This is a genomic window from Paenarthrobacter histidinolovorans, from assembly GCF_014647595.1.
In the GTDB taxonomy this organism is placed as follows: domain Bacteria; phylum Actinomycetota; class Actinomycetes; order Actinomycetales; family Micrococcaceae; genus Arthrobacter; species Arthrobacter histidinolovorans.
Genome location: NZ_BMPM01000002.1, coordinates 702,157 through 727,776, shown reverse-complemented (window position 1 = coordinate 727,776; position 25,620 = coordinate 702,157). Strand labels below are relative to the sequence as shown.

Sequence of the window (25,620 nt, the reverse complement as noted above, 5' to 3'; positions counted from 1 at the left end):
GGCGGTGGACACCAGTGCCGGGTAAAGGTGCGTTAAAAAGGCTGAGTGGGGGCGGTCCCCAACAGCCCGCCACCACTCATCCCCCCAATTGTGATCCCGTGGGCGCCACATCCACCGGAAACCCGTTCTCTGATTCCGGTGTCAGGCTGCAGCCGCGTTCACACATTCATGATTGTGCCACGATCTAATGGTTTTGTGAAAGTCTTACGTTGAGAGACGCCGTTTTCGACGCGCAACGGCTTTCGAGAACCAGATTCCGGCCAATCCGATGCACGTGAACATGGCTGCGGAGTAGTTGATCAGCACCCGCAGCCAAGCCTCCGAAAAGGGGATCAGCGGGAACAGCTGCGACAACAAAAGCAATGAAAGCCCCAGCAAAAGCAGGCCCGAAGCGACGCGGAGCAGTACAGGGGCCTGGCTCGCTACCGTGCGCCAGATGGCAGGCACCAGGCAGGCGGCAACGAATCCCGGGTAGAAGCGGCCCATGAACGCGTAAGCCTCCAGGGACGGGCCCCAGACCAGCCCGCTCATACCCGCCGACGAACCCCGGGTGTCGGTGATGAGGAAGAAGTAGATTGTCAGCACCCCCACGATTGCGGCAACGGTGATGCCAACGGGCCCGCGGATGGCCCGCACTGCTGATTGGGAACCGAACGCGGTGGCGATCTTGATTCCCATGAAGAAGAACGTGGCATACAGGAGGAAGCGCAGGATCAGGTTCCCGATGTTCATTCCGCCAAGCCAGCCGTCGATCACCAGGTAGGGAGCCTCGATGCTGATGAAGATGCTCAAGGAGATCAACGAAAAGATGTAGAAGACCACCCTGTTCTCCCCGCGCAACGCGCTTGGAATCCGTGCGACCGTAATCGCCAGGCAAACTACCAGCGTGACCCAGGGCAGGACAGCCGTCATCCGAGGTTCTCCCAAATTCGTTCAGTTCGTTCGTGGTCTTGTTCCTGGCGGCGAAGGGTCTTTCCCAAAGCCAACAGCCTCTCACCGGCAAGTGTCACCAGCTCACTTTGGGACATCCTGTCCAGAGCCTCCCGGCGTGCAGTGGGTGGCCAGCCGGCTTCGGCTTCCGTAATCAGTCCTCCGGCCACCAACCCTCCTGCCGGTCCGACCCCGGCTGCACGCGAGGTGGCAATCGCCAGCTCCGGCGGAAGCCTGTTGGCTGTCAGATGGGCGGAGAAATTCTGCGGCGCGATGCCGGTGGTGTCGCTGACCCGGTGCCGCAACTCGCCGTCGTCGATCGCGTCCACCCAGTTGCGCACCGACGTAGGGTGCGGTGGTTCCGAAAGGCGGGCCACCGGCGCGGAGCCGGGCTCGCTGCGCTCCACCACCGCGCGCAGAAGATCGATCGTGGCAACCTGGCTCACCAGTTCGCAGCCCGTGGGCGGAACGGGCTCGCCGCGGAGATCGGAGTAAAGGTCAAAAGTGGCCAGGGCCTGCACAGGGTTGATGTTGAAACCCCGGCTGATGCTCACCAGCGTGGGCTCGGCCACCTTGCCGCGGACCAGCTGCTGGGCCAAAGTTGTCCGTTTGATGCCGGCGATCCTGCAGACGTCCGCCGTGCTGGCATCGGGCGCAACGCCATGAAGCCAGCGCTGGAACGCCTTGGACGGTAAGGGCATGTGGAACTCTCTGTGATGTGGGGCGCGGCAAACCAACAAATTTGCGGTAAGTGGGAGTACAGATCGATTTTACGCCGACGCCACATTGAATTATGCTTGATGATTGAACCCGCTGGTCCGTACACCCCCCAAGTCCGGACCAGCGGGTTTTTCCATGCCCGCGGAAATCGCGGCCTGATGATCTGCGTTTCCTTGCTGGAGGATAGACAAATGACTGCAACCTTGGTGGCCAAGGAACTGGCCGGTGGGCATGGCCACCGCACACTTTTTTCCAAGCTGTCCCTCACTGTGGCGCCCGGCGATGTGGTGGGCGTAGTGGGTGCCAACGGCGCCGGAAAGTCAACGCTGCTCCGCATCCTGGCAGGCGTCGACCAGCCGCAGGAAGGCAGCCTCAGCCTGGCGCCGTCCGATGCGTTCGTGGGTTGGCTGCCGCAGGAACACGAGCGCACGGAAGGGGAGACCATCGCAGGCTACATCGCTCGCCGCACCGGTTGCGCGCAAGCCACAACCGAGATGGAATCCACCGCCGAGGCCCTTGGCTCCGGGGCTCCGGGCGCCGACGACGCGTACTCCCTTGCCTTCGACCGCTGGATGGCTTCCGGCGCGGCAGACCTCGAAGACCGCATCCCCGCCGTTCTGGCCGACCTTGGGCTGGAGGTTGGCAGCGAGGCAATGATGACCGGCCTTTCCGGCGGGCAGGCTGCCCGCGTGGCATTGGCCGCGCTGCTGCTGAGCCGCTTCGACGTGGTACTCCTGGACGAACCCACCAATGACCTGGACCTGGACGGGCTGGCGCGCCTCGAAGCCTTCGTCCAGGGATTGCGCGGCGGAGCGGTCCTGGTCTCCCACGACCGCGAATTCCTGGCCCGCTGCGTCACCACCGTGGTGGAGTTGGACCTGGCCCAGAACTCGGTAGCAGTCTACGACGGCGGCTACGAAGCCTTCCTCGAGGAACGTGCCGTGGCCAAACGCCACGCCCGGGAGCGCTACGAGGAGTTCGCCAACACCAAAGCGGACCTCGTTTCCCGCGCGCGCACCCAACGGGAGTGGAGCTCCCAGGGTGTCCGGAACGCCATGAAAAAGAACCCGGACAACGACAAGATCCGCCGGGCCGCCAGCGTCGAATCCTCAGAGAAGCAGGCGCAGAAGGTCCGCCAGATGGAGTCCCGCATTGCCCGGCTCACTGAGGTGGAGGAGCCCCGCAAGGAGTGGCAGCTGCAGTTCAGCATCGGCCAGGCACCCCGCTCAAGTGCCGTCGTCGCGACCTTGCGTGACGTCGTCGCGCGCCAGGGCGACTTCACGCTGGGGCCGGTGAACCTCCAACTTAACGGCGGCGAGCGGATCGGCATCACGGGTCCGAACGGCGCCGGCAAGTCCACCCTGTTGCGCCTGCTGCTGGGGACGCAACAACCCGACGACGGCGAGGCCTCCATGGGTGCGTCCGTCGCCATCGGCGAAATCGACCAGGCGCGTGGACTGCTCGACGGCGGGCAGCCGCTCAGCGACGCGGTGGAAGCCGTCCTCGTGGACTGGAGCAGCGCCGACGTCCGCACCCTCCTGGCCAAGTTCGGGCTCAAAGCAGACCACACCGCACGCACCGTGGACTCCTTGTCACCGGGAGAACGGACCCGGGCTGCGCTCGCCTTGCTGCAGGCCCGCGGAGTGAACCTGCTGGTCCTGGACGAGCCCACCAACCATCTGGACCTTCCGGCGATCGAACAGCTGGAAGAGGCCTTGGAGAGCTATGACGGTGCGCTGCTGCTGGTGACCCACGACCGCCGGCTGCTGGAAAACGTCCGTCTCGATTCGCGGTGGCACCTGGACAACGGACAAGTCCGGGAACTCCACCACACCCCAAGCCAGGAGAAGTAACCCATGAGCATGGACCGCGTGGCCTGGAGCTCGCTGTACAACATCACCACTGCCAAGAGCGGCTCCAAGCCGTTCTCCAAGGAAACCCTCAAACGGGTCCTTGCCTTCGCTGCCCCTCACAAAGGGAAGCTGATTGCCTTCGTCATAGCCTCCATTGCCGGCGCTTTCCTGGCCGTGGCCACCCCGGTGCTGGCCGGACAAGTGGTGGACGCGATCATCGCGAACGCCGGCGTGGGAACGGTCATCTGGCTGGCCGTCCTGATCGCCATTGTGGCTGTCGGCGAGGCCGGAGTGGGACTGCTGACGCGCTGGTTGTCGTCGATCATTGGTGAGGGCGTCATCGTTGACCTGCGCACGCGGGTGTTCGACCATGTGCAGCGCATGCCCATTGCCTTCTTCACCCGGACCCGGACCGGCGCCTTGGTGAGCCGCTTGAACAATGACGTCATCGGTGCCCAGTCCGCCTTTGCCGGCACCTTGTCCGGTGTGGTCAGCAACGTGGTGGCCCTGGCGTTGACCCTCGCCGTGATGCTCAATACCTCCTGGCTGGTGACGGTGCTTGCCATGGTGCTGCTGCCGATCTTCCTGATCCCCGCGCGGCGCATGGGCTCCAAACTGGCCGACCTCCGCCGCGAAGCCGCCGCCCACAACGCCGCCATGGGCACGCAGATGACGGAGCGCTTCTCGGCGCCCGGTGCCACGTTGGTGAAGCTGTTCGGCCGCCCGGACGAGGAATCGCGCGAATTTGCCGACCGGGCAGGACGGGTACGGGACATCGGCATCCGCACCGCAATGCTCCAGTTCACCTTCGTCACCGCCCTGACCCTGGTCTCGGCGTTGGCACTGGCCCTCGTCTACGGGCTGGGCGGTTGGTTGGCTCTCAGCGGCCAGCTGGCCCCGGGCGATGTGGTGGTCCTGGCACTCCTGCTGACCCGCCTCTACGCGCCACTGACCGCACTGTCCAACGCCCGGGTGGAAATCATGAGCGCCCTGGTCAGCTTTGAGCGGGTCTTCGAGATCCTGGACCTCAAGCCGCTCATCACCGAGAAGCCGGATGCCATTGAGGTTGCTCCCGGTCCTGTAGCGGTGGAATTTGATGACGTCCGCTTCTCCTACCCCTCAGCGGACAAGGTGTCCCTGGCATCCTTGGAGGAAGTGTCCACGCTGGACACCCGCGGCGGGGAGGAAGTCCTGCACGGGGTCAGCTTCCGGGTTGAAGCGGGCCAGACTGTGGCGCTGGTGGGTTCCTCCGGTGCCGGCAAGTCGACCATCGCGCAGTTGCTTTCCCGTTTGTACGACGTCGATTCCGGGGCTGTCCGCCTCGGTGGTGCCGGACCCCGGACAGGTTCCGATGTCCGCGACATCACCTTCGACTCGCTGCGCGACACCCTGGGCATGGTGACCCAGGACGGCCACCTGTTCCACGAAACCATTGCCTCCAACCTGCGTCTGGCACGGCCGGGCGCTACCGAGGACGACATGTGGGACGTTCTCCGGCGCGCCCGCCTGGAGCCGATGATCCGCTCCCTGCCCGATGGCCTGGAGACAGTGGTGGGGGAGCGCGGCTACCGGCTCTCCGGCGGCGAGCGCCAACGCCTTACCATCGCGCGTCTGCTCATCAAGCAGCCGCGCGTGGTGATTCTGGACGAAGCTACGGCTGCGTTGGACTCCACCAACGAAGCCGCCGTGCAGGCGGCCCTTGGTGAGGCGCTCGAGGGGCGTACCGCCGTCGTGATTGCCCACCGCTTGTCCACCATCCGTGCCGCCGACGCGATCCTGGTGGTGGAGGATGGCAGGATCGTGGAGCGTGGCACGCATACCGAGCTGCTGGCAGCGGACGGCCGCTATGCCGAGCTGTACCAGACGCAGTTTGCGGAGGCCACGGCTGTGGCGCAGGAAGCCGTCCCGGAGCTGTAGCGCTACTTGAGCGCCGGAAGGACGTGGTCCGTCAGCAGCGGCGCCAGGTCCGTGGGCAGGGGTGCTGAGAGGTCCAGCCAGCGGATCTCAGCGATCTCGGCCGAGGGGTGCGCTTCCCAGGTTCCGGGGGCTGTGAAGACGGTGGCTTCGATGTTCGTGGCGGCCTCGTTCGCAGCCACTGCGAGCCAGACACCCAGGGGTTCCAGCTGCTCCGGCGAGACCTCGATGCCGACTTCCTCGGACAGTTCCCGGGCTGCGGCCTGGGCCGCGGTTTCGCCGGGTTCGGGTTTGCCTCCGGGGTGCATGAACTTGTCCGTGCCGCGCTTGCGGACCGTCAGCAGCTGCCCTTCGCTGTTGTAGACGCAGACGGCGCTGACCACGATGAGGTCAGTTGTTGTCATTCGTGCCTCCCGGCGTGGATGCGGACCAGGTGTGATTCGAGCAACAAGTCCTTGGCGGGGCCTTTGACGTCCCAGGTGAAGCTGAACGAATCCGGCCCGTCGTAGCTGTAGTTGACCTGGTAATCATCGGGGTCGCACCAGTGCTTGTCCTGATGCCCCAGCTCGGAGAATCCCATGACGTGGAACGGCCTGCCGTCGGGGAAGGACACGTCCATGGAGTCCGGCGCCGTGCCGGGTGTGAGGACGTATTCGCGGAAAGCGGGGCCTGTGTGGGTGGGCCAGTGCATGGTGCCGTCTTCGCGGTAGTCCAGGCCGCCGTCGGGGTTCCGGCTGTAACGCACGACGCCGGTGAAGGTTCCGCGGGTGCCGGAGGCCCTGTCCAGGAGGGTCCGCTCCACACTCCAGCTGCCGGCCAGGTAGGCCCGCAAGTCCTGGATGGGCTGCTGGTGCTTCAAGTGCCCTCGATTGGAATCGAACCAACGACACCGGCTTTAGGAGAGCCGTGCTCTATCCACTGAGCTACGAGGGCCTGTGTGTCCATGGCTCGGAATCCCACTGCTGGAGCTCAAGGGCCCGGACACGACTACAAGCATACAAGCTGCCGGGGCGATGCCCGAACACAGTTAGGCTGGCCACCATGAACGGGCATGCAACGGCGTCGGCACCGGCAGGATGGTTCCTTCCGGATGTCCGCAGCATCAGGGCAAATATTGGCGGGTGGGCGCACCTGAGCGTCGTCCAGTACTTCGTGGCCGAGGCCGCTGTGATCGAGGCCTGGGCCGGTCCGGAGCCCTACAGCAGGGCCACAGGATTCATCAGCGACCTGGGCGCTGTTTCCTGCGGACTGTATGAGGACCGGGCTGTCTGTTCGCCCTTGCACTGGCTGATGAATGCCTCTTTCGTGCTCCAGGGACTCGCGCTGGTCCTGGGTGCGCTCCTCCTCACTTCAGGGCTGCTGTGCGTCGCGGCGAGGCCGGACGTCCAGGCCAGGCGTTTCCGGGCAACGCAGGAGGACTCCACTCCAATCCGTGTGTTGGCGGTGCCATGGATCATGGCGGTCGCCATCCGGATCCTGACGGGCGTTGCGGGTGTCGGCACGGTGGTTGTGGGATTGGTACCCGAAGACGTGGGTTCACCGTGGCACTTTGCGGGGGCCCTCATGTTCTTCATCGGCGGCGGGTTCGCTTTGCTCCTGCTGGCAGTACTTTGGTTCCGGCAGACACCGGTCAGTTGGTTTCTCGCAGCATGTGCGGTGGTTTGCCTGGGGGCGCTCGTGGTCGGTGGGATCACTCGCATGGAAGTCCCCCAGCCTGGGACCCTGGAGCGGCTGATGGGTTATCCGGTGACTATTGGCCTGGCAACAGCGGGCTTGGTGATCGCACAGCGGGTGCGCACGGAACGGAAGGCGCTCAGGGCCGGTTGAGTCTTAGGGCCGGTTAAGTCTCAGGGCCGGTTGAGTCTCAGGGCCGGTTGAGTCTTAGGGCCGGTTGAGAAAGTACTCGCGGAAGTCCACCAGCGAAGTCCCTCCTGCGTAGCCGAGATCACCAGCACCCACCGAAACCGAGTCGTCGGGTGAAAAGATACTGACCGAGAAGGATCCGGAGTCCAGGTCCTTGGTCTTCTCCAGCATCGCCGGAAGAGCCGCTTCCAAGGCCTCTGCAAGCGTGGCGTGATCGGAGCCGGTTCCTGTGAGCTTGGCGGTGATGAAGTTTCCGGACGTATTCATGTTCACGTTGACCTGGGCGTTTTTTACTCCCGGCACGGACGCCGCAGCGTCCTGCATGTCCTTGCCGAGCCGCTCGGCCTTGGACGGACCGCCCACGCCGCACGCCGTGATGCCCAGAATCAGCATCATGATGATCAGGGCCGGTACGGGCGTGCGACGTTTCTTCAAGGTCACTGCTTTCGGGAGATGTTGGACACGGTTGAGGACACCTGGCCGGCGTCGCTTGTCAGGAACTGCTGGGTGGATTCCTTTTGACTGTACTGGGCGATGGGACCACCCGCCTCCTGCTGGGCTACCGAATCAACGTAGCGGTAGGAGTCGTGGTAGCTGATGCCTGCAAATCCCGGGTCGATGTCCGGATTGGGCAGCGTCACTACCGTGGCGTTGTTGTCCCGGCTCGTGGTGATGCTGCCGCCCGGAAGCAAGGTGGCATCCGCCAGGTCCACCTGCGGGACGGGGTCGCCGGCGTGCTGAAGGGCCAGGACGTCGATGGACGCCGGGATGGGCGCCGAATCCACGGGCGATCCGTACGTAACGACGTTGGTGACGTTGAACCTGTCGGTGAAGCTGTTGTCGGATGCCAAGGCCGTGGCGATCATGCCGCCCTGCGAATGCCCGGACAGCATCACTGGCGCGTCCCGGGGGATGCCCGCCTTCTCCATGGCGATGCGGACGGCCTGGGCGGCGGTGGACAGGTTTCCGCCGGCAAGTTCAAGGTTTCCGGTGAGATCGGTGGGGTTTGCTGCACCGTCCGGCATCCAGCGGGTGGTTCCTGGGATGCTGATGATGTAGGCGGGGGGACTTCCTGGCTTGTCGACTGTGGTGATCCGGATGCCCGTATCTTCGGTGCCTGCGATTCCTGCGTCGGCGTAGGCGGCGTCCGTGGCGGCCAGGACGGAGCTGATGGTTGACGGCACGGGCGTGACAGCCCTGCCGTTCACATCGGCGGTCCCGGGTTTGCCAACGGTAAGGGGGATGGGTTCCCCGGCGACCGGGCGGCCGTCATCGAACAGGTGCGGATTGTGGAAACCAAGACTCGTCACAGTGGCGGCGGTGTTCCATGTTGCCGCCACAAAGAGCACCCCGTTTGACACCACTTGGGTGATCGACGGCGGTTCGCCGGAGGTCAGCCATCCCCAGCCCATGTTCACCCAGTCGCCGAACCGGGTGAGGCGGTTCTCCTCGGCGTCCATAAGGTTTCCCACGGGGAGGGGAGCCAGGTCCTGGGCGAGGTTCCACATGGCGGAGGCCGTCCCGGCGAGGACGCTGGTGGTCTTTCCAAAGGCATCCCACAGGTCCCCGGCCTCCCCGGCGGCCGAGTCCAAAAGGCGGTCAAGGGTGGACGTGCCCCCGGATCCGGCCGACGCAGTGCTGGCGGCCAGTTGCTCGTCCACATTCCTTTGTACGGCATGTGAGGCTGCAGCGAGCGCATGCCCGGCAGCAACAAGTTGGCTCCGGTAGGCCTTCCAGTCGTGGGTGAACCGTTGCCCGTCGTCGCCGTGCCAGTCGACGTTTGCGATCAGCGGCGTGAGGCTGCCGCTCAGGTCCAGCAAGCGTTGGCTGCTGCGGGCGAACTCCTTGCTGAGCCGTCGCCCGCCTTCGACGTCCATTCCGTAAAGGCTCATGCGCTGACGCTCCGTTCGGCAGCGCTGCCAAGGTATTCCCGGGCCCCCAGCAGGGACCACGCGAATTCGCGCGCGATGTCGGTGGCCGGGACCGCCGTCAGGGACGTCGCGGCTTCGCCTCCCGGCCCCGCTTCCGCTGAGTACAACTGGTCTGCGACGGCCCAGACCCGCCGGCTGATGTAAGGGCGGGAACCCGCCGGGAATGCCGGTCTGGCTGAAACGTCAAGGTGGATGGTGCAGGTGGCGTTGGCTGCGGTTTCCCCTGGTGTCGCTTCGGGCAACGGCTCCAGCCGCCGGAGGTCCGGAAAATGCCGGCTGACGGCTGCCCATGCATCTTCCTCCAGGAAGAAGGAAACCTCGACGGCGTTGCGGACTTCCGTCACCACCACACCGTTCGCCTGGTGGCTGATGCGGCGGCGATAGGAAATACCGACACCCCGGCCTCCGGCCAGCCCGATCTCCGTGTGGACAGACTCATTCACTGATGGGACCGCGTGGTTGGACTGCACCACCGTGGAGGCTTTCAGGGGCGCGGACGCAGCAAGGTGAACCGCAAGGATCCATTGTGGCGACATCACGCCGTGGGCATCGAGAATGCCGGCGCGACGCAATTCGTCCCCGGTTTCCTGCGAATCACCCACCTGCGCCTGCAGGGAATCCTGATAGGCAGCAAAGTCCGCTTCCGCGCCGCTGTCCATCGCTTCGGCGGCCCTGCGGACAGTCTCTGCCCACGCGAAGCCGCTGATTTCAACGATGTTGAGCCGGGAACCGGCCCGAATTTCCCCCATTGATCCCCCAGAATCCACTTACTGCACGCCAGCATTTGGCGGCAAGCGAAACACTATCGGGGCGGGCCCGGGGGTGGAATGGGGAGAAGTGCCCTGACGGATCTCTGAGGGGAAGGGATCACGGCGGGGGAGGGGGCGGGCCGTGGCTCAGGCGGCCCCAGTCCGGAAGGACGCAGCTCAGGCGGCGCGCTTCCTGCCCAGGAACACGGCAACCACACCGCACACGAGGCTCACCAGGAAAAGTACCCAGGAGGCAACGGTGACTGCCGATGCCACGGCGACCGAACCGGCGTCGGCCGATTCTGCTGCCAGCACCGAGTCGATGGCCACGTTCGACCACAAGTGGGCCACGGCAAAAAGCAGGGGAGCGGCCCACATGGCCCAGCGCCAGGACTTGCGCGCCACGTTGGTGCCGATGAGCAGGAGCCAACTGAAGCCGAAGATCAGCGGGAACAACGTCCCGGCCGTCTTATGGACGTAATTGAGCTGGCCGCGGGCCGGGTCATCCATGGCTGCACGGAGTTGGGCGATGTAGTCCTGGGAGAAACCACCGATCATGGAATCCGGCATTGCCAGCCCGCCGGAGAGCTGCGTCATCTGGTTCAGGGTCAACAGGTGCAGGTACCAGAAGAGGAACAAGCTGGCCACCACTCCGGCAATCACGATCAACCTGGAGTTGCTTTGTGCCTTCTGCGGCGTGCGCCCGGTGGTGGTGTTAATCACGGGAGGCAGCGTGTGGTCGGGAACCACTGCCTTTGCTCCGTGCTTTTTGATCCGCTGCGCTGGTGTCTTGGCCATGTCATTCATTATCCCGCCACCTAAGCTGGATCCATGACCACCGGCAGGCACACCGCAACTGAACTCGATCCCTCACTTGATGACTACCAGTTGGCCAGCGCCCTGGTCCGGGAAGCGGGGCAACTGGCGTTGCTCATGCGGATGGGCGGGTTGCAGGGCGAACGCAAAACGTCCGTCTCGGACGTCGTCACCGCAGCTGACCATGCAGCCGAGGCCTACGTCCTGGAACAACTGCGGCGCTGCCGGCCCGGGGACGGCATCCTCGGCGAAGAGGGCGCCTCTGTGGCCGGAACCAGCGGACGGACCTGGGTGATCGACCCCGTAGACGGCACCTACAACTTCCTGCACGGCTCCACGTACTGGTGCTCGGCAATCGCTCTGAAGCGTGATGACACCGTCCAGGGTGGCGATCCAGGGAGCCCGGAGGTGGATCCGTCGGTGTTGCTGGGGGCCATCTACCAGCCGGAACTGGACAAGCTCTGGTTGGGCGGCGAAGACCGGCCCGCCACGCTCAACGGAGAACCCATTTCCGGTTCGGGCGATGTCTCCGTGGCTGAGATCTCCGCCGCAACCTATATCCACCCCACCTGGCTCGCAGATCCGCGCACAGCCATGCCATGGCACGCGGCTGCCATCACCGCCGCGTCCTTGCGGATGTTTGGCTCGGGTTCCTGTGATCTGGGCCGGGTGGCCGATGGTGAACTCGGTTGCTGGTTCCAGCACAGTTGCCCGGAATGGGACTGGCTGCCCGGTAAGGCGATCGTTCGCGCGGCCGGTGGGGACACCGCCGTCGTGAAAGTTAACGGGATGAACTGGTTCGTTGCCGGAAGCCCGACGGCGGTCCGTGAGTTGGGTGCCGCGCTCACCTCGGTGCCGCAGTTCGCCTAGCTGCCGACCACGCTATCCAAAACGCACGCTATCCAAAACGGTATTGCTAAGTAGCCTTAGTAATGATTTCCTTGTAGTGGGACGAATGGATCGTCCCGCTGCCCAGGTGCTGACCGGTCAGCTGCCGAGCCCCAGGAGACGCCATGCAAGGGATTGGTGGTCCGAGCCTTCCACGGCTGACGCAAAACACGCGGCCCCTCGGCTGCCTGCACTGCGGAACGAACGAAAATGTTGCCATCGAATCCATCGAGTCCCTGCCGCCGCATCCCGGCGAACTCCAGGTCCAGGTTGGGTACGTCTGCCGCACCTGCCAGGGCAACTATCTGCACACGGCGCGGTTCCGTGATGTGGCAGCGGTCCTGAACAAAGTGCGCTCGCTGGAGGGATTGCTCCGCTTCGCCGGAGAGTACTTCCACTGCGGCGAACCAATGTCCCTGGCGGGCTCCAACGTCAAGAGCATCTACGCGCCACTGTCGACCGACGATCCCGGCGAGGACGCTTCGGCAGTAAACGTCGGGACGAAGTTGCTGCGGTGCCAGTGCGGCTTCCAGCTGGAACTGCCGAACTGACCCCGGTAAGGGAACTGGACGCCGGTTAACTCTTTCGGGTACCCCCACGGACCTGGCCTGATTCTCCTTGTTATTTTGCACCGGGGGGGCGCTTGCCCCCACGGTCTTAGCTGCAGAGCAACCCTGTCCTGCAGCGTTCGCAAGGGGGAAATACTTGAACAGCAAGAGCAAGCTGTGGCCCACAGCCGTCGGCGTTACAGCCGTATCGGCCTTGGCAATCGGCCTCGTGGCCGCACCGGCCGCAAACGCAGCACCCACCGACGTCATCTCGGTGGGCAGCGGACAGATCATCGACGGTTCTGTCCTGGCACTTCCAAACTTCGCCGGCCTCGCATCCAACGGAGCAGCAACTGCCCAGCAGATCGGCACGCCGCCGAGCGGCCCGGCAGTCATTGAAGCCAACAACCCGCTGGACCTCAGCGCCGTCTTCGGCGTGGTCAACGTGGGCGCGGGCAACATCCCGCTGCTCCAGAACAACGGCATCATCCAGGTTGGTGCTGTCAGCCAGTACGGCAAGGCAGTCAACGATGGTTCCTCGGAAGCATTCTCCGGTACCGTGAGCGGCGCTCCCGGTCTGGTGACCCTCCCCGGCGGCCTTCCCACCTCCGGCGATCCTGCCATCCCGGCAGCCCGCGTGAGCCTGGGCACTGCAGCCATCCTCGGCGGCACTGACCTGGTCAACGTCAACCTTGAGGTGGCCACCCTCGCGGCGGCAGCCAAGAAGGACCAGGGCGCAGCCCCCCAGGGTGCCTACTCACTGGCCGGCGTTTCGGCTGAAGTCGGCGGCACTGTCATCGGCGGCGTTGCAGGCACCATCAGCACCGCCATCAACACGGCCAACGCTGTCCTGACCCCCTTGGGCGTCACGGTGGCCAACCCGGTTTCCGGCGGAACCATCTCCGTCACCGAGGCAGACCTGCTGGCTGTTGCCGGCGTAGCAGACCTGAACTCCCTGCCGGCCGGAACCGACCTGATCTCGTTCCTGCCCCAGGCTGTTGCCAACAAGCTGACCTCCATCGTCAGCAGCACCCTGGCAACCGCCACGGCCGCCGTGAACGGGCTTGGACCGATCGCCCAGCTCGTCGCCGGACCTGCCCTGGCAGTCCTGACCACCACCCTGAACGGCGTGACCGGAGCAGTTGCAACCAGCGTTGTGGCTCCCTTGAGCACCGCACTGACTGCCCTCGTTTCGGCCAAGGTCAACGTCCAGGAAACCGCACCGTCGGGCGCCTTTACCCAGCGCGCCCTGCAGATCGCCGTCGCCGGCGGCTCCATCGCCACTGTCAACCTGGCCAACGCGACTGTTGGACCCAACCTTGACGCAGCGGCGATCCCGCTGGTCAACGCCGACACCATGGCCATCAGCGGTGGCGTGGCCCTCCTGGCACTGCTCACCTGGCTGTTCGTCCGCTCACGCCGCCGCACCGCGGTAGCCGCTGCCTGATCGCCCCGGCGATCAAGCAACGGCGAAAGGAGAACTGTCAATGTACGGCAATAACTGGACTGCAGGCGGCACCGCCGCCGGTGGTACCACGCTCGCTGTTACAGGAGCCCCGACCCTTGGTTGGGTCATCCTGGTGGGGGTAGCCCTGCTGATTACCGGTTTTGTGGTCCTGCGAAACAGCAGGCTCAAAGCCGCAAAGCGGGGAGCACATCCCAACTCGTAATACCATCGGCGGGACGGCTCTTTCCGGGCCGTCCCGCCATCCCCATTTTCCGGGCCTTTCCGGCCCCGCCCAAGCATCGGAAGTAAATGTCGGTACTCGAATCCGCCCAGGCGCTGGCTTTTGTGCTCCTGGTGGTTTTTCTGTCGTACATCCTGGTGATTCTGGTGCCCTTCCTCCGGCGCAAACCCGATCCCGAGGGCGATCCCGACTCTTTCTCATGGCATGTGTTCATTCCATGCCGCGATGAAGAAGTGGTGATCGGCGAAACCCTGGGATTGCTGCGCAGGCAATTCCCGCAGGCCCACGTCTGGGTTGTCGATGACGACAGCGACGACGCTACGGCCGACATCGTGGACGCAGCCTCAGAGCGCGATTCCATGATCCATCTGGTGCGCCGACGCCGCCCCCTGGCCCGCACAGGCAAAGGGGATGCGCTCAACGCCGCCTACCGCACCTTGGACGCCTGGCTGCCGGCCGGCGTCGACCGTTCTTCGGTGATCGTCCTGGTGGTCGACGCCGATGGCCACCTGGCCGACAATGCGTTCCGTCAGGCGGCTGGTCCGCTGGCGTTCGGTGACCCGGAAGTCGGCGCCGCCCAAACCGCCGTCTGGATGTCCAACCTGCAGGACCCGGCCCTGGAAGGCGGCACCGGCCTGCAGCGTTTCAGGAAGTCCTTCGGACGGTACCTGGTCCTGATGCAGGACATGGAGTTCCGCACCACCATCGCGGCCATGCAGTCCCTTCGCCGGCACACCCTGACGGTCGGCCTGGGCGGGAACGGCCAGTTCACGCGGTTGTCCGCACTGGACGTCATCGCCAAAACTTCCGGCCAGCCCTGGCACGGGGCGCTCCTGGAAGATTACGAACTCGCGATCCACATCATGCTGGGTGGTTACAAGACCGTCTACATGCATGACACGCACGTGGCCCAGGAAGCCCTCCCTGACCTCCGCCGTCTCCTGACGCAGCGCACGCGCTGGTGCCACGGCGGCATGCAGTGCAGCGTCTACCTGAAGCGGATCTTCGAATCGCCGTACTTCAGCAACGTCGGCGCGATCGAGTCCAGCTACTTCCTGGTCCAGCCCTTCATCCAGATACTTGGCTTGGTCCTGTGGCCAACGCTCTTTATCACCATGGTGGCCCAGGGCTCACTGACCATGGGCAGCTTTGGTGCCTGGATCAGTGCGGCCTGGTTCATCATTCCCCTGATCTTCGCAACCGGCGTGCTGCCGTTCGCACTGTGGGGCCTGGTGTACCGGAAGCAGGTCACGCCGGAGAAGAACTTCATGCTCGGTGTCCTCTGGGGCTTCGGCTACTGGCTCTACATGTACCAGAACTACGTCACGGTCCTCAGGGCAACCTACCGCCTCATCACGGGACGGCAGGGGTGGGCCAAGACCCGCCGCAACCAGGAAGCAGACGTCAAACTCCTAGCGAAGGAAGCGTAGTGGCCATGAGCGCAGAAGCCGGCAACATCAGCGTCCCCATGGGACCCCGTGCGATCCCCGTACGGAAGGCCCGTGGCGGGGGCCTCATCGGGCTGGTCTTCATCGCTGCCGCGGCCGCGGCGATGCTGCAGCAGGAGCACATCAGGGCAGCCGAAGCCTGGCTGATGTCCGCCATTTTCGACGGCGTCCTCGGCGGGGCTTCCTACAGCGTAGGGGACATCATCTTCCACAACGTGGGCGGGGGCCAGCCATTCGCCCTCCAAGTCACGGGGCTGTGCTCCAGCGCCGTCCTGCTCACGCCAATCGCAGGCCTGGCCGGGATCCTCTTCCTGATGGGACGCATTCCCGTGTCCCGGCTCATGCCCGCGGCCCTCATCGCGCTCCTCATTGTCTGCATCAGCAACGCAACCCGCTACTTCATGATTGCCGCGGCGCAACAGAGCTGGGGCCAGCAGGGATTCGATGTCATGCACCACTTCCTGGGTTCCTTCGTGGTGATTTTCGGCTTCGTCGCGGCCATCATCGTGCTGGTGAGGGCCGCCGTCGTCCGCAAAAACCGCACCGTGACCCGCAGCAAGGGCCGGCGTGCTTCCTCGTAGTCTGTTCAGGGCGTCGGCCGTCATGGCCGCGGTGATGTTAACGGCAGTTCTGTCCGCCTGTGACCAAGGGAAACCGGGGGTGGACACAGCGAATCCGGAAACGGGACTTTGCCATGCCGTGGTCACCCCTGAAGAATTCGATGCCAGCAGCGAACCCAGCCCGCCTGTTCCCTGCGCCGAACCCCACACCACCCAGACCTTCCAGGTCACCACGATGCCCGAACCCCTGGCCAAGCAGGAAGCACGCCCCAACCAGCAGCAGCTCAAGGCTGCCGGCAAAAGGCTGTGCACCAGCGAGGACCTGCGTGCTTATCTCTCGGCGTCCAGCAGGGACGGAACCATTGGCCTGGCGATCACCAGTTACTTCCCTGACCGGGACGCATGGGCCGCCGGCAGCCGGGCAGTTCGTTGCGACGTAGCGGTTACGGACCACCACGGCACCCCGCAGGAAATCGGCCTCGACCTCAAGGATGCGTTGGCCGGACCCCACTCCGCAGCAGTGCGGCTCTGCTACCGGCAGGAATACAAGGACGGCATTCTTTCCGACGACGGCACAGACGTCCCGTGTTCGGAGCCCCATACCGCGGAAGACATCAGCGCATGGATTGCGCAGGACGCGTCACTGGCAACATCCGCCGGGCGGGAAGCGCGCTGCCTTCCCTATGCGCTCGAATTCCTCGGAACAGAAAAGCTGCCCGCAGGCGTTGGAGTCCAGCCCATCATCCGGACGGTAGGCACTGCCCGGACAGTGCGCTGCGCCGTGGCATCCGCCCGGCAACCAGCACCGGGCGAAGCTCCGGAACTGGTGACCGGAACCCTGGCTCCCCAGCGCGTGGCTGTCACAGGGGGAGCAGGAAAGAATGGCTGAGCACGGATTCGGAAACGCCACGCAGCTCCGTGAGCGTGGTGGGAAAGCGCAGAAAGCCTTCACCCCCGCCCCCGTACGTGGCCGCAAGGGCACCAAGGCCCGGCCGCTCGGCAGCCTGGGGCGCTACCTGGCCAGGACTTTCGGCCCCGGTGCGTTGACGCTGGGGCCAGTCCATGGTGCGGCCATGATCTCCGGGCTGGTTGCTGCCGCCCTCATGGTGGTCCGGTTGCTCGTTCCGGAACCCGTGGGGATGGGCGACCAGGGCGAGGGACATGGCTTGGTCTGCTCCCTTGGCGTCATGAACCAACGGCCCTGGGACTACACCGAGTTCACAAAATACATCCACCCCGCCTGGGTCCCGCACCAGTTCTACGGCGAGGGCTGCGGGGCCAACGGCACCGGGGAGCCCAACTACTCTTCCCAGCTGCTGCTCCTGTGGTTGGGGAAACTGCTGACGCCCCTTACGGGCTGGGGACCCGGACTGGACACCCGTGCGGTTGGACTTGTCTGCTGTGTGGTGTTCGGGTTGTTGATCGCGGCCTTGATCAACGTACTGCCTGGCCGGACCTGGTTCCGTATCCTCATTGCCGCGCTGTTCACAGGCGTGATGGCTGACGGGGTCTTTGCTGATTTCTTCATCTCGCCCTACAGCGAGCCCGCGGCCTTCCTCGGCATCCTTGGCGTGTCCGTGGCACTGCTTCACTATTGGAACGGCAACGGTCCGCGGTGGCTGGCTTTGCTGCTGGTCGTCCTCGCCACCGTCTTTACCGTTGCGGCAAAAACACAAACTGCCGCATGGCTGCCCGTTATTGCCCTGGCGATGCTCTGGGTGCCATTGCCGCGGCGCGCAGCCGACGGTGAGGCGGCCGTCGTCGAGCCCCCAACCGAAGGCACGCCGGCGCAGGACGCGGTCAGGAGGGGCAACCGTTGGCGCGCACTGCTGCTGCCCGCGACGGCGGTGCTGCTGATCGTTGCGTTTTCGGTGGCGTTCATCAACGCCCAACCCAAGCGCTTCGCAGAGGTAAACCTTTACAACGCAGTCTTCGTTGAGCTTCTTCCGTACAGCCCCACCCCTGAAGCAGATCTCGAATGGTTGGGGCTGGATCCAAGTTTCATCAACTCCATGGATACTACGGTGGCCTCCACGCGTTCGGCTGTTTACAACCCTCTGTACCCGCAGTTCCAGGAGAAGATCAGCCTGGGTACGATCGCCGGTTTCTACGCCACTCATCCGGAGCGGCTCATCACCATGGGTGAACGCGGAGTCACTGCCATGCTGACGCCGGAACTGGGCTATGTTGGCTCCTACCTTGAAGGTTTCGAGCATGGCCCTTATGACAAGGAACGGCGTTTTCCCGTGGTGTTGGGCCTGTTCAGCGCCGCGAAAGCTGCTCCCGTGGCGTTCGTCGGGATGCAATTGGTGACCCTGCTGTTGGGCCTGGCCGTGGCCTTCCGGAAGCGGAGTGCCGTGGGAAGGCTGGCTGTCGTCATCGTGCTGGGAGGCTGGTTCCAGTTCTGGGCCGTCATGCTCAACGGCGGGCAGGCCGAAATTTACAAGCAGATGATCATCGTCGGCTTCATGGCGGCTTTGTGCGGACCGTTGCTGGTGGCCTTGATCAGCATCCTGGCTTCGGAGCCGGGAAAGGTGCCGGAACGAAAGCGCAGGGGCCGGAGGGCCAAGGCACAGCAGGGGTCAGCTGATCCAGCCATCGTTGGTTAACTGCTTACGCAGGCTGATGACGTTGCCGAGCTTGATGCCCGCCGTGGCGTAGCGCTGCCGGATGCGGTGGAGGTGGGCTTTGACTGTTTGTTCGCTGATACCCATGGCGTCCGCCACGCCACGAACGGACATGGCGGCACTCCCGAGGTACAGCTCGGCGAGTCGCTGTTCCCGCGGCGAAAGCGTGATGCGTACCGGTGTGCTGTTTTCCTGGCCGGCTGTGACGTCAGGATGCACATATTCCTGTCCGGATGCGGCGGCGCGGAGGGCGAGCTCCGTGTGCCGGGGGCCGGCCGCCTTGGGCACGTAACCCAAGGCGCCGGCAGAGCGGACAGCGCCCGCATCCCAGCGGTCCAAGGCTGTGGCAAGGACCACCACACGCAATCCAGCCTGCACCAGCTGGTGAACTGCCGGGACCAGTTGTTCGCGGTGATCGAGCGTACCCAGGACAGCCACCGTCACTGAAAGGCCGGCCAAGGCTTCCTGGTGGAGCTCGGTGGGAACGCTGGTCAAGCCCGCCGCGACCACCAGATCCGGAGCGTTACGGCGCAGCCAAGCATCCAAGGTGTCGATCATCAGTTGATGCTGGTCCACCACCACCAGCCGCGTCACCATAGCCTGGGCGCCTTGACGTGGACAATGATGCTGGCGCCTCCGGGGTCCGAGTGAACGCGTGGGGCACCCAAGGATTCCACCTCGCTCCACAAGGCAGGGGTACAGCGGTTGGGATTGAGCCCGGTTACCCGCCAGGTAATCAGCAACTGATCGTCCACATGTGGTTCCACATAGACATGCACCGTTCCGGGCTGGCCGCTGCCTTGGCGCGGCCCGTCCGGGATGGGCTTCAAGAGCAGCATGGTGACAGCGAGGAACGCCGGACGCTGTGCTTGCGTGATTCGTTGAAGAAGGTCTGGTTGTGCCGTCACTGTGGCCGTGGAGTCGAGGCCCGCCAGCACCAACGCCTCGGTCAACCAATTACCGCTGTGGGCCACCATCAGCTGGGCACGCAACCGCGAGGCCAGCCATTGGGCTTCCTCCGCCAGGCCCGGCGTCAGCGGACGGCCTTCGCTTCGGGCTGCCCTCTCAAACAGCTCCTGGATCTGCTGGTGCGTAGCTGACAACTCCTCGGTGTGGGCCGAACTGCGGGTATCAGCATGCTGGTTCAACGCGGTCAAGGCCTGGGCGGAATGCCGGGCAAACTGTTCCTCCATGCGGCTTCGGATGCCCACCACGAACAAAGCTCCCAACAGCCCGGGAATCAGGGTAATGAAGAAAATCAGCAGACCCTCGCCGGACCCGAATCGTGGAGTGGTGGCGTAGTAGAAGCTGCTCAGGACGGAGTTGGCAGCGGACAGGAGCATGAAACCCATCAGGTCCCACCGCATGCAGACAAGGAAAACCAAGGCCGTCCCCAGCATGACGTTGAAGGCCAGGGCCAGGTAGCCCGAGGCCAATGTCACCCCCTGGGCCGTCATCACGCCCGAGGTGATGGACGTGGCAAGCCAGAGCAGGCGAACATACGGAAGCTGCCGCCGGGGCGTGGTCGGCGCAGACGCCAGGAAAGCCGCGCAGCAGCCTATGAGGTCCAGGGCCACGGCGGTAAACCCTGAGTGATCAGGACTGCTCCCATCGAAGGACCCCACCTGAGTTATGGCCGAAAAAGTCCACAGAATGAGACTGGCGCCCACCAGTATGCCCCGGGAGAGGAAAAGGGGACCGGCAGTGGCCCCGGGCACATCCGGAAACAATCGGCTCATGCCGCCTCGACCTCGAGGACAACAGTGGTGCCACGCCCCGGCGTCGACAACAGCCTGGCGCTCCCGCCGACGTGTGCCATGCGCTCAACCACCGAGTGCCGCACCCCGAAGCTCTCCGCCGGGAGGGATCCGGGGTCGAATCCGCGGCCCGCATCACTGACGAGGACCGACACCACGGGACCTGTACGGGAGATCAGCACATCCACGTGATCGCTCCCGGCATGCCGGGCGGCGTTGACCATGCACTCCCCGGCCGCATCAGCCACCGCCAGCAAGACATCCGGCGGCAGCGTTCCACCCTCGCCGAAAACGTCCACAGTGAAGCCGTTCCGGCTGTGTTCGCGGGCCCGCGCCTTCAGCCACGAGGCCACGTCCGTGGCAGTGGAAGACTCGACGACGGCCACCCCGCCTCCGCCGCGAAGGGCCGCCGGGCGGCCGTCCGCCATGGTGGATTCGGTCAAGGTGCCGGTGCTCCGGAGACCGGGGCCGTCGTCGTCGTACGCACCAGCGGCGAACATGCTGCGGAAGTCCTGCGGGGCCAGGCCGGCACCGCCCCGTGCCAGGAGGGTCAGACCCCGCAGCACGGTGTCGTGAAGATGCCGGGCGTCTTGGGCGGCGGCGCTGCTCCTGTCCCTGACGATGGCCTGGGCAGCCACGGATTCCGCCTTCACGGCCTGGTCGCGCAGGAAAATGTCCAGGGCCCTGGGCGCAGTGTGACGGATGGCGAGCATGATGAGCCAGAATCCCACAAGAATCGAGAATGTGGTGGGACCGAGGCGGTGCTGGATTGATGTCGTGATGGTGTGCCCAAAAACCAGGACGGCCAGCAGCGCGGTGTAGGCGGCAGACTGCCATGAACCCCGCAAGGACAACGCCACTGTGGAGGTGGCGCCAATCAGCAGGCTGTGGGCCAAGAGCAGCGAATCGGAATCCTGGCGGTAGCTGGCCCCTGCCAGGAGTTCGGACAGGGCGATCAGTCCCACGACGATCACCAGCCGGAGGGGCCAGAGATCGGTCCGCATAAGCGTCGCGAAGCACACCGCCAGCACCATCACAAGCGCCCATGCCAAGGCATGGTGCCACAGGGGTCCGCCCATGATCGGAAACAAGTAAAGCCACGAGGCAGCCACGAAAACGAAGCCCATCACTGCCCCGGATCTGGCCAGCAGGTCCGAGCGCTCCAACGTCGGCCGGTACGCTGCCAGCCGGGTTATCCATGCCCCCATGAATGTCTCCCCAAAACCCGTCATCGGAATATGATGACCACTTAGCCATAATCATATGCGGGGAGGACCGATTTAAGTGCGATACCCGGTGTCCCAACCCACGATCGAGGTGGACATCGTGGAAGACCACGCGGTCCTGCTCGAAGGGCTTTCCCAGTGGCTCCAGGACAACACCACAGGCATCCGGGTGGTGGGCCGGTTCGCCTCCTGGGCCGAAACTGCGGCCAGGCTGGGTGCCCTGTCCGACGTCGTTATCCTGGACGTCCTCCTGGGTGACCAGGTCCCGCTGCGCGCCAAGATCGAGGCGATCCTTTCCTCCGGCCCGCAGGTTGTGGTGTGCAGCTCGGTCCTTGACCCTGCCGTGATGCGCCAGGCCATGGCGGCGGGCGCCATGGCGTACATCCCCAAGACAGCCTCCGCGAGCGTGGTGGAGACCGCGCTCCGGCGCGCAGCGCAAGGCCTGCAACACATCACGCCTGAAGTCGCCGCAGCCATGGATGCCGGTCTGGGGGAACCACAGTTGTCAGCCAGGGAGCACCAGGTAGTGTCCGTCTACCTCGGAGGAGCCGCCGGGACAATGGCTGAGACAGCCCAGTTGCTGGGCATCTCCGTGGACGGTGTGAAGAAACACCTGGCGTCAGTGCGCCGGAAGTTCCAGGACGGTCCGGAACCCCTGACCAGGCTGGGGCTCCGGGAACGGCTCACTGCAGCGGGATGGTTGTTGGAGGACCCGCGGCAGTAGATTCCGCGGGCAGGGCCCGGGCTGTGGACGCACCGCCCTATAGTGTCGGGGGCACCGCCTAGACTGGTAGGCACCATGGATATGTTGTTTGACCCCTACGCAGACGGACCCTTCAAAGCAGGCACCAAAGCCGCAGTCAAGGCTGCCCCGGAGCTTTCACGCCAAGGTGGTGGTGCGCCGGGTGTCCGTCTCCAGGAGGGCGGCGGGGGCCGGCCGGATGCTTCTGCCCCAGGAGGATGGGGCAACGCGGGCACGTCCGGGCTCCCCTCCGCGGATGCCCTGCTCCAAGGGCTGAACCCGCAGCAGGAAGAGGCCGTCAAGCACGCCGGAAGTCCGCTGCTCATCGTTGCCGGCGCAGGTTCCGGCAAAACGCGCGTGCTCAGTAACCGCATCGCCTACCTCATCGCCACCAAGCGTGCCCATCACGGCGAAATCCTGGCCATTACCTTCACCAATAAAGCAGCAGCGGAAATGCGGGAGCGCATTGAAGCGTTGGTGGGGGCGCGGGCCAAAGGCATGTGGATCTCAACCTTCCACTCCTCATGCGTCCGTATCCTGCGGCGTGAAGCCGCCAACGTGGGCCTGAACTCGAACTTCTCCATCTACGACTCCGCGGACTCGCTGCGCCTGATCACCCTGGTGGCCAAGAACCTGGACCTCGATCCCAAGAAGTTCGCGCCCAAGGCCATCCAGCACAAGATTTCGGCCCTCAAGAACGAGCTCATCGACGCCGACTCCTACTCCTCCGCAGCGAACCACAACGACCCCTTCGAAACCGCCGTGGCTGATGTCTTCAAGGGCTACACACAACGCCTGCGCCAAGCCAATGCCATGGATTTCGATGACCTGATCGCCGAAACCGTCTACATGTTCCGGGCTTTCCCTGCGCTCGCGGAGTCCTACCGGCGCCGTTTCCGGCACGTCCTGGTTGACGAGTACCAGGACACCAACCACGCACAGTACGCGCTGGTCAGGGAGATCGTGGGCTTGGGCACGGACACGGAAGTCCAGCCCAGCGAGCTGACCGTGGTGGGTGATTCGGATCAGTCCATCTACGCCTTCCGCGGCGCGGACATCCGCAACATCGTGGAGTTCGAAGCCGACTATCCGAACGCCCGCACCATCAAGCTGGAGCAGAACTACCGTTCCACGCAGAACATCCTCAGCGCAGCGAACTCCGTCATCTCCCGCAACCCCAACCGCCAGGAGAAGCGGTTGTGGACCGCCGAAGGCGACGGCGAGAAGATCATCGGCTACGTGGGCGAGAACGAGCACGACGAAGCCCAGTTCATTGCCAAGGAAATCGACCGTCTGCAGGACGAGGAAGGCCTCCGTCCCGGAGACGTTGCCATCTTCTACCGGACCAATGCACAGTCGCGCTCGATTGAAGATGTCCTGGTCCGGGTGGGCCTGCCCTACAAGGTTGTTGGCGGCACCCGCTTCTACGAGCGCAAGGAAATCAAGGACGCCCTGGCTTACCTGCGCGTCCTGGTGAACCCGGACGACGACGTCAACCTCCGCCGCGTGCTCAACGAACCCAAGCGCGGGATCGGGGACCGTGCCGAGGGCGCCGTCGCCGCCCTCGCCGAAAGGGACCGGACCTCCTTCATGGCTGCGGCACGTCGCGCTGACCAGGCGCCGGGTATGGCCACGCGCTCGGTCAACGCTGTCCTGGGCTTTGTGAAGCTCCTGGATGACCTGGCGGAAGTCGCCTCCGGCTCCGGTGCCGCGGCAGCCTTGGAAGCCGTGCTGGAACAGACCGGTTACTTGGCCGGTCTGCGCGCCAGCAACGATCCGCAGGACGAATCCCGTGTGGAGAACCTCGCCGAACTCGTGGCCGTTGTCCGTGAATATGAGCGCGACAACCCCGAGGGCACGCTGGGAGAGTTCCTGGAACAGGTTTCCCTGGTAGCAGACGCCGACCAGATCCCCGATGCTCCCGGCGCGGACATTGATGCCGCCGTGGCAGAAGCCAAGCGCATGGGAGTCGTCACGCTCATGACGCTGCACACGGCAAAGGGCCTGGAATTCCCGGTGGTGTTCCTTACCGGTATGGAGCACGGCATCTTCCCGCACCAGCGTTCGGCCACCGACCCCAAGGAACTGGCCGAGGAACGCCGGCTGGCGTACGTGGGGCTCACCCGGGCGCGCCAGCGGCTCTACGTTACACGCTCGGAGGTCCGCAGCATGTGGGGCCAGAGCCAGTACAACCCTGCCAGCCAGTTCCTTGAAGAGATCCCCTCCGAACTGGTGGAGTGGAAACGCGAAGGCATGAGCCGCCAGGCCGGCGGTTGGGGGAGCGCCCCTATCGGTTCGAACCGTTACGGTGGTTCGTTCTGGGGTGCCGGCACTTCGCGCGGTGTTGCCGCCAGCCCCACCGCAGGGTTCGACGCCGACGTCCCTGCCGCCGTCGCCCGCAACAGGGTGCAGCCGCAAAAGGAAGTTATTTCCGTGGTGGTGGGGGATAAGGTCAACCACACGAGCTTTGGCAACGGCGTGGTGTTGGGAGTCGAAGGCGCGGGAGACAAGACGGTCGCCAAGGTGAAGTTCGACGTCGGCGAGAAGCGCCTGTTGTTGCGTTACGCGCCGCTGACCAAGCTTGATGCATGAAGCCGCACGGCATAATTGGTGGCATGCGACGCACAGTGTGGGGGATCCTGGCCGCTTTGCTTCTTGTTGTGGCGTCGGGTTGCTCCTTCGCCACCAAGGACCCGGACTACGTTCCGCCTGCCCCGTTGCCGCCCCTGGAACAACTCCAGCAGGTACCTGTCTCTGAGCAGACCACTCTGGCTGCGGGTGAGGACGTGACAGCTTTCGTCACTGCGGACCGGAACATCGTGTGCGCCATGACCTCGTCAAGGGGTGGCCACCTCAACCTGCCGTATGAGGCCAACAGCTACTCGGACGCTGCCAACAACAAGTTCGCGGTGGTGCCCGTGGTGCAGTGCGAGCTTGCCGCCTACGCCAAGGCCGAGCACGACGACATCGCTGACGATTGCGCAGGCACCGGGCTGGGCTATCTCGGCGGAACAGCGCTGCTCACTCCGGACAAGGCCGTGTACGGCTCGTGTCGTTCCGGCGTAACACAAATGGAGTCCGAGTTCGGGCCCAAGGGCAGCCGCAACGGTCCCATCTCCAAGCTCCGCGAGTTGGCCGACGGCCAGAACATCGAACGCAATGGCTTGCGGTGTTCTGCGTACAACGGCGGTGTTGCCTGCGGAAACGTCTCTGGTGGTGTGGCGTTCTTCGTCAGCCGTGAGGGTTACCAGCTGGTTTCCGACGGCGGCAAGACGGTCCGTGGGAGCCTGAAGGAGGGCTTCTGATGGGCTCGGCATGGACGCGGAATAACCCAAAAACCGCGTGAATATGCGGTTTTTC

General features: G+C 64.6%; 25 protein-coding genes and 1 tRNA gene. 14 read left to right on the top strand and 12 right to left on the bottom strand.

The window, feature by feature from the left end; translation table 11 throughout:
- Nucleotides 1-204 precede the first annotated feature (204 nt).
- Nucleotides 205-912, bottom strand: a complete 708-nt coding sequence (locus IEY62_RS07820) for a hypothetical protein (protein ID WP_189015588.1) — start codon at nt 910-912, stop codon at nt 205-207.
- Entirely contained in the window at nt 909-1,631 is a 723-nt protein-coding gene (locus IEY62_RS07815; RefSeq protein ID WP_189015586.1) for a hypothetical protein, read from the bottom strand. The genes IEY62_RS07820 and IEY62_RS07815 overlap by 4 nt, the downstream gene beginning before the upstream one ends.
- 210 nt (nt 1,632-1,841) lie before the next feature.
- Here IEY62_RS07815 and IEY62_RS07810 point away from each other — a divergent pair, with 210 nt between their 5' ends.
- Nucleotides 1,842-3,503, top strand: coding sequence for an ABC-F family ATP-binding cassette domain-containing protein (locus IEY62_RS07810; protein WP_189015584.1), 1,662 nt, complete (start codon nt 1,842-1,844; stop codon nt 3,501-3,503).
- 3 nt (nt 3,504-3,506) lie between these two features.
- A complete protein-coding gene (locus tag IEY62_RS07805; RefSeq protein ID WP_189015582.1) occupies nt 3,507-5,420 on the top strand; it encodes an ABC transporter ATP-binding protein in 1,914 nt (637 codons plus the stop codon).
- A gap of 2 nt (nt 5,421-5,422) precedes the next feature.
- Here the strand turns inward: IEY62_RS07805 and IEY62_RS07800 are convergent, their stop codons facing one another.
- From IEY62_RS07800 to IEY62_RS07790, 3 genes are all read right to left on the bottom strand, one after another.
- A complete protein-coding gene (locus IEY62_RS07800) occupies nt 5,423-5,821 on the bottom strand; it encodes an NUDIX hydrolase (RefSeq protein ID WP_189015580.1) in 399 nt (132 codons plus the stop codon).
- Entirely contained in the window at nt 5,818-6,276 is a 459-nt protein-coding gene (locus IEY62_RS07795) for a DUF6314 family protein (protein ID WP_189015578.1), read from the bottom strand. The genes IEY62_RS07800 and IEY62_RS07795 overlap by 4 nt, the downstream gene beginning before the upstream one ends.
- A 1-nt stretch (nt 6,277) precedes the next feature.
- Nucleotides 6,278-6,350, bottom strand: a tRNA-Arg gene (locus IEY62_RS07790).
- Between the two features lie 108 nt (nt 6,351-6,458).
- On the opposite strand from IEY62_RS07790, the gene IEY62_RS07785 reads away from it, so the two are divergent.
- Complete coding sequence (locus IEY62_RS07785; RefSeq protein ID WP_189015576.1) at nt 6,459-7,244, top strand: hypothetical protein; 786 nt, start codon at nt 6,459-6,461, stop codon at nt 7,242-7,244.
- A gap of 54 nt (nt 7,245-7,298) precedes the next feature.
- On the opposite strand, the gene IEY62_RS07780 is transcribed toward IEY62_RS07785, so the two are convergent.
- The 4 genes from IEY62_RS07780 to IEY62_RS07765 all read right to left on the bottom strand — a co-directional run bounded on the left by IEY62_RS07780 (nt 7,299) and on the right by IEY62_RS07765 (nt 10,758).
- A complete protein-coding gene (locus tag IEY62_RS07780; RefSeq protein WP_189015574.1) occupies nt 7,299-7,721 on the bottom strand; it encodes a hypothetical protein in 423 nt (140 codons plus the stop codon).
- Nucleotides 7,718-9,172: a PGAP1-like alpha/beta domain-containing protein gene (locus tag IEY62_RS07775; RefSeq protein WP_189015572.1), complete on the bottom strand. Its 1,455-nt coding sequence runs from the start codon at nt 9,170-9,172 to the stop codon at nt 7,718-7,720. Before IEY62_RS07775 ends, IEY62_RS07780 begins: the two co-directional genes overlap by 4 nt.
- Nucleotides 9,169-9,960 carry a hypothetical protein gene (locus tag IEY62_RS07770; protein WP_189015570.1) on the bottom strand — a complete coding sequence of 264 codons (792 nt, stop codon included), beginning with the start codon at nt 9,958-9,960 and terminating at the stop codon, nt 9,169-9,171. The genes IEY62_RS07775 and IEY62_RS07770 overlap by 4 nt, the downstream gene beginning before the upstream one ends.
- Nucleotides 9,961-10,137: 177 nt before the next feature.
- Nucleotides 10,138-10,758 (bottom strand): hypothetical protein, encoded by a 621-nt coding sequence (locus IEY62_RS07765; protein ID WP_189015568.1) that lies wholly within the window; start codon nt 10,756-10,758, stop codon nt 10,138-10,140.
- A gap of 33 nt (nt 10,759-10,791) precedes the next feature.
- Here IEY62_RS07765 and IEY62_RS07760 point away from each other — a divergent pair, with 33 nt between their 5' ends.
- The 8 genes from IEY62_RS07760 to wsfD all read left to right on the top strand — a co-directional run bounded on the left by IEY62_RS07760 (nt 10,792) and on the right by wsfD (nt 18,517).
- Nucleotides 10,792-11,646, top strand: coding sequence for an inositol monophosphatase family protein (locus IEY62_RS07760; RefSeq protein WP_189015566.1), 855 nt, complete (start codon nt 10,792-10,794; stop codon nt 11,644-11,646).
- Nucleotides 11,647-11,789: 143 nt separating this feature from the next.
- The gene (locus IEY62_RS07755; RefSeq protein ID WP_189015564.1) at nt 11,790-12,215 is read left to right on the top strand and encodes a hypothetical protein; all 426 of its coding nucleotides are present in this window, start codon (nt 11,790-11,792) and stop codon (nt 12,213-12,215) included.
- 154 nt (nt 12,216-12,369) lie between these two features.
- Nucleotides 12,370-13,659 carry a PVV-CTERM domain-containing choice-of-anchor G protein gene (locus IEY62_RS07750; RefSeq protein WP_189015562.1) on the top strand — a complete coding sequence of 430 codons (1,290 nt, stop codon included), beginning with the start codon at nt 12,370-12,372 and terminating at the stop codon, nt 13,657-13,659.
- A gap of 40 nt (nt 13,660-13,699) precedes the next feature.
- Entirely contained in the window at nt 13,700-13,882 is a 183-nt protein-coding gene (locus tag IEY62_RS07745) for a hypothetical protein (protein WP_018779601.1), read from the top strand.
- Nucleotides 13,883-13,968: 86 nt separating this feature from the next.
- Nucleotides 13,969-15,330, top strand: coding sequence for a glycosyltransferase (locus IEY62_RS07740; RefSeq protein WP_189015560.1), 1,362 nt, complete (start codon nt 13,969-13,971; stop codon nt 15,328-15,330).
- A gap of 5 nt (nt 15,331-15,335) precedes the next feature.
- Nucleotides 15,336-15,929: an exosortase S gene (gene xrtS / locus IEY62_RS07735; RefSeq protein ID WP_189015558.1), complete on the top strand. Its 594-nt coding sequence runs from the start codon at nt 15,336-15,338 to the stop codon at nt 15,927-15,929.
- 79 nt (nt 15,930-16,008) lie between these two features.
- Entirely contained in the window at nt 16,009-16,797 is a 789-nt protein-coding gene (locus IEY62_RS07730) for a septum formation family protein (RefSeq protein WP_189015556.1), read from the top strand.
- Complete coding sequence (gene wsfD / locus IEY62_RS07725) at nt 16,790-18,517, top strand: glycan biosynthesis hexose transferase WsfD (RefSeq protein ID WP_189015554.1); 1,728 nt, start codon at nt 16,790-16,792, stop codon at nt 18,515-18,517. The genes IEY62_RS07730 and wsfD overlap by 8 nt, the downstream gene beginning before the upstream one ends.
- Here the strand turns inward: wsfD and IEY62_RS07720 are convergent.
- The 3 genes from IEY62_RS07720 to IEY62_RS07710 are packed head-to-tail and all read right to left on the bottom strand — an operon-like array spanning nt 18,491 to nt 21,500.
- Nucleotides 18,491-19,132 (bottom strand): LuxR C-terminal-related transcriptional regulator, encoded by a 642-nt coding sequence (locus IEY62_RS07720; protein ID WP_189015553.1) that lies wholly within the window; start codon nt 19,130-19,132, stop codon nt 18,491-18,493. The two genes, wsfD and IEY62_RS07720, sit on opposite strands and share 27 nt — an antisense overlap.
- Nucleotides 19,126-20,274, bottom strand: coding sequence for a hypothetical protein (locus IEY62_RS07715; RefSeq protein ID WP_189015551.1), 1,149 nt, complete (start codon nt 20,272-20,274; stop codon nt 19,126-19,128). The genes IEY62_RS07720 and IEY62_RS07715 overlap by 7 nt, the downstream gene beginning before the upstream one ends.
- Nucleotides 20,271-21,500, bottom strand: a complete 1,230-nt coding sequence (locus IEY62_RS07710) for a sensor histidine kinase (protein WP_189015550.1) — start codon at nt 21,498-21,500, stop codon at nt 20,271-20,273. The genes IEY62_RS07715 and IEY62_RS07710 overlap by 4 nt, the downstream gene beginning before the upstream one ends.
- A gap of 88 nt (nt 21,501-21,588) precedes the next feature.
- Between IEY62_RS07710 and IEY62_RS07705 the strand changes: the two genes are divergently transcribed.
- The 3 genes from IEY62_RS07705 (at nt 21,589) to IEY62_RS07695 (ending at nt 25,565) form a co-directional block, all read left to right on the top strand.
- On the top strand, nt 21,589-22,242 hold the full coding sequence (locus tag IEY62_RS07705) for a response regulator transcription factor (RefSeq protein WP_189015549.1): 654 nt from the start codon (nt 21,589-21,591) through the stop codon (nt 22,240-22,242).
- 75 nt (nt 22,243-22,317) lie between these two features.
- A complete protein-coding gene (gene pcrA, locus IEY62_RS07700) occupies nt 22,318-24,852 on the top strand; it encodes a DNA helicase PcrA (protein ID WP_189015548.1) in 2,535 nt (844 codons plus the stop codon).
- Between the two features lie 23 nt (nt 24,853-24,875).
- On the top strand, nt 24,876-25,565 hold the full coding sequence (locus tag IEY62_RS07695; RefSeq protein WP_229785131.1) for a hypothetical protein: 690 nt from the start codon (nt 24,876-24,878) through the stop codon (nt 25,563-25,565).
- The last annotated feature ends 55 nt before the right edge of the window (nt 25,566-25,620 follow it).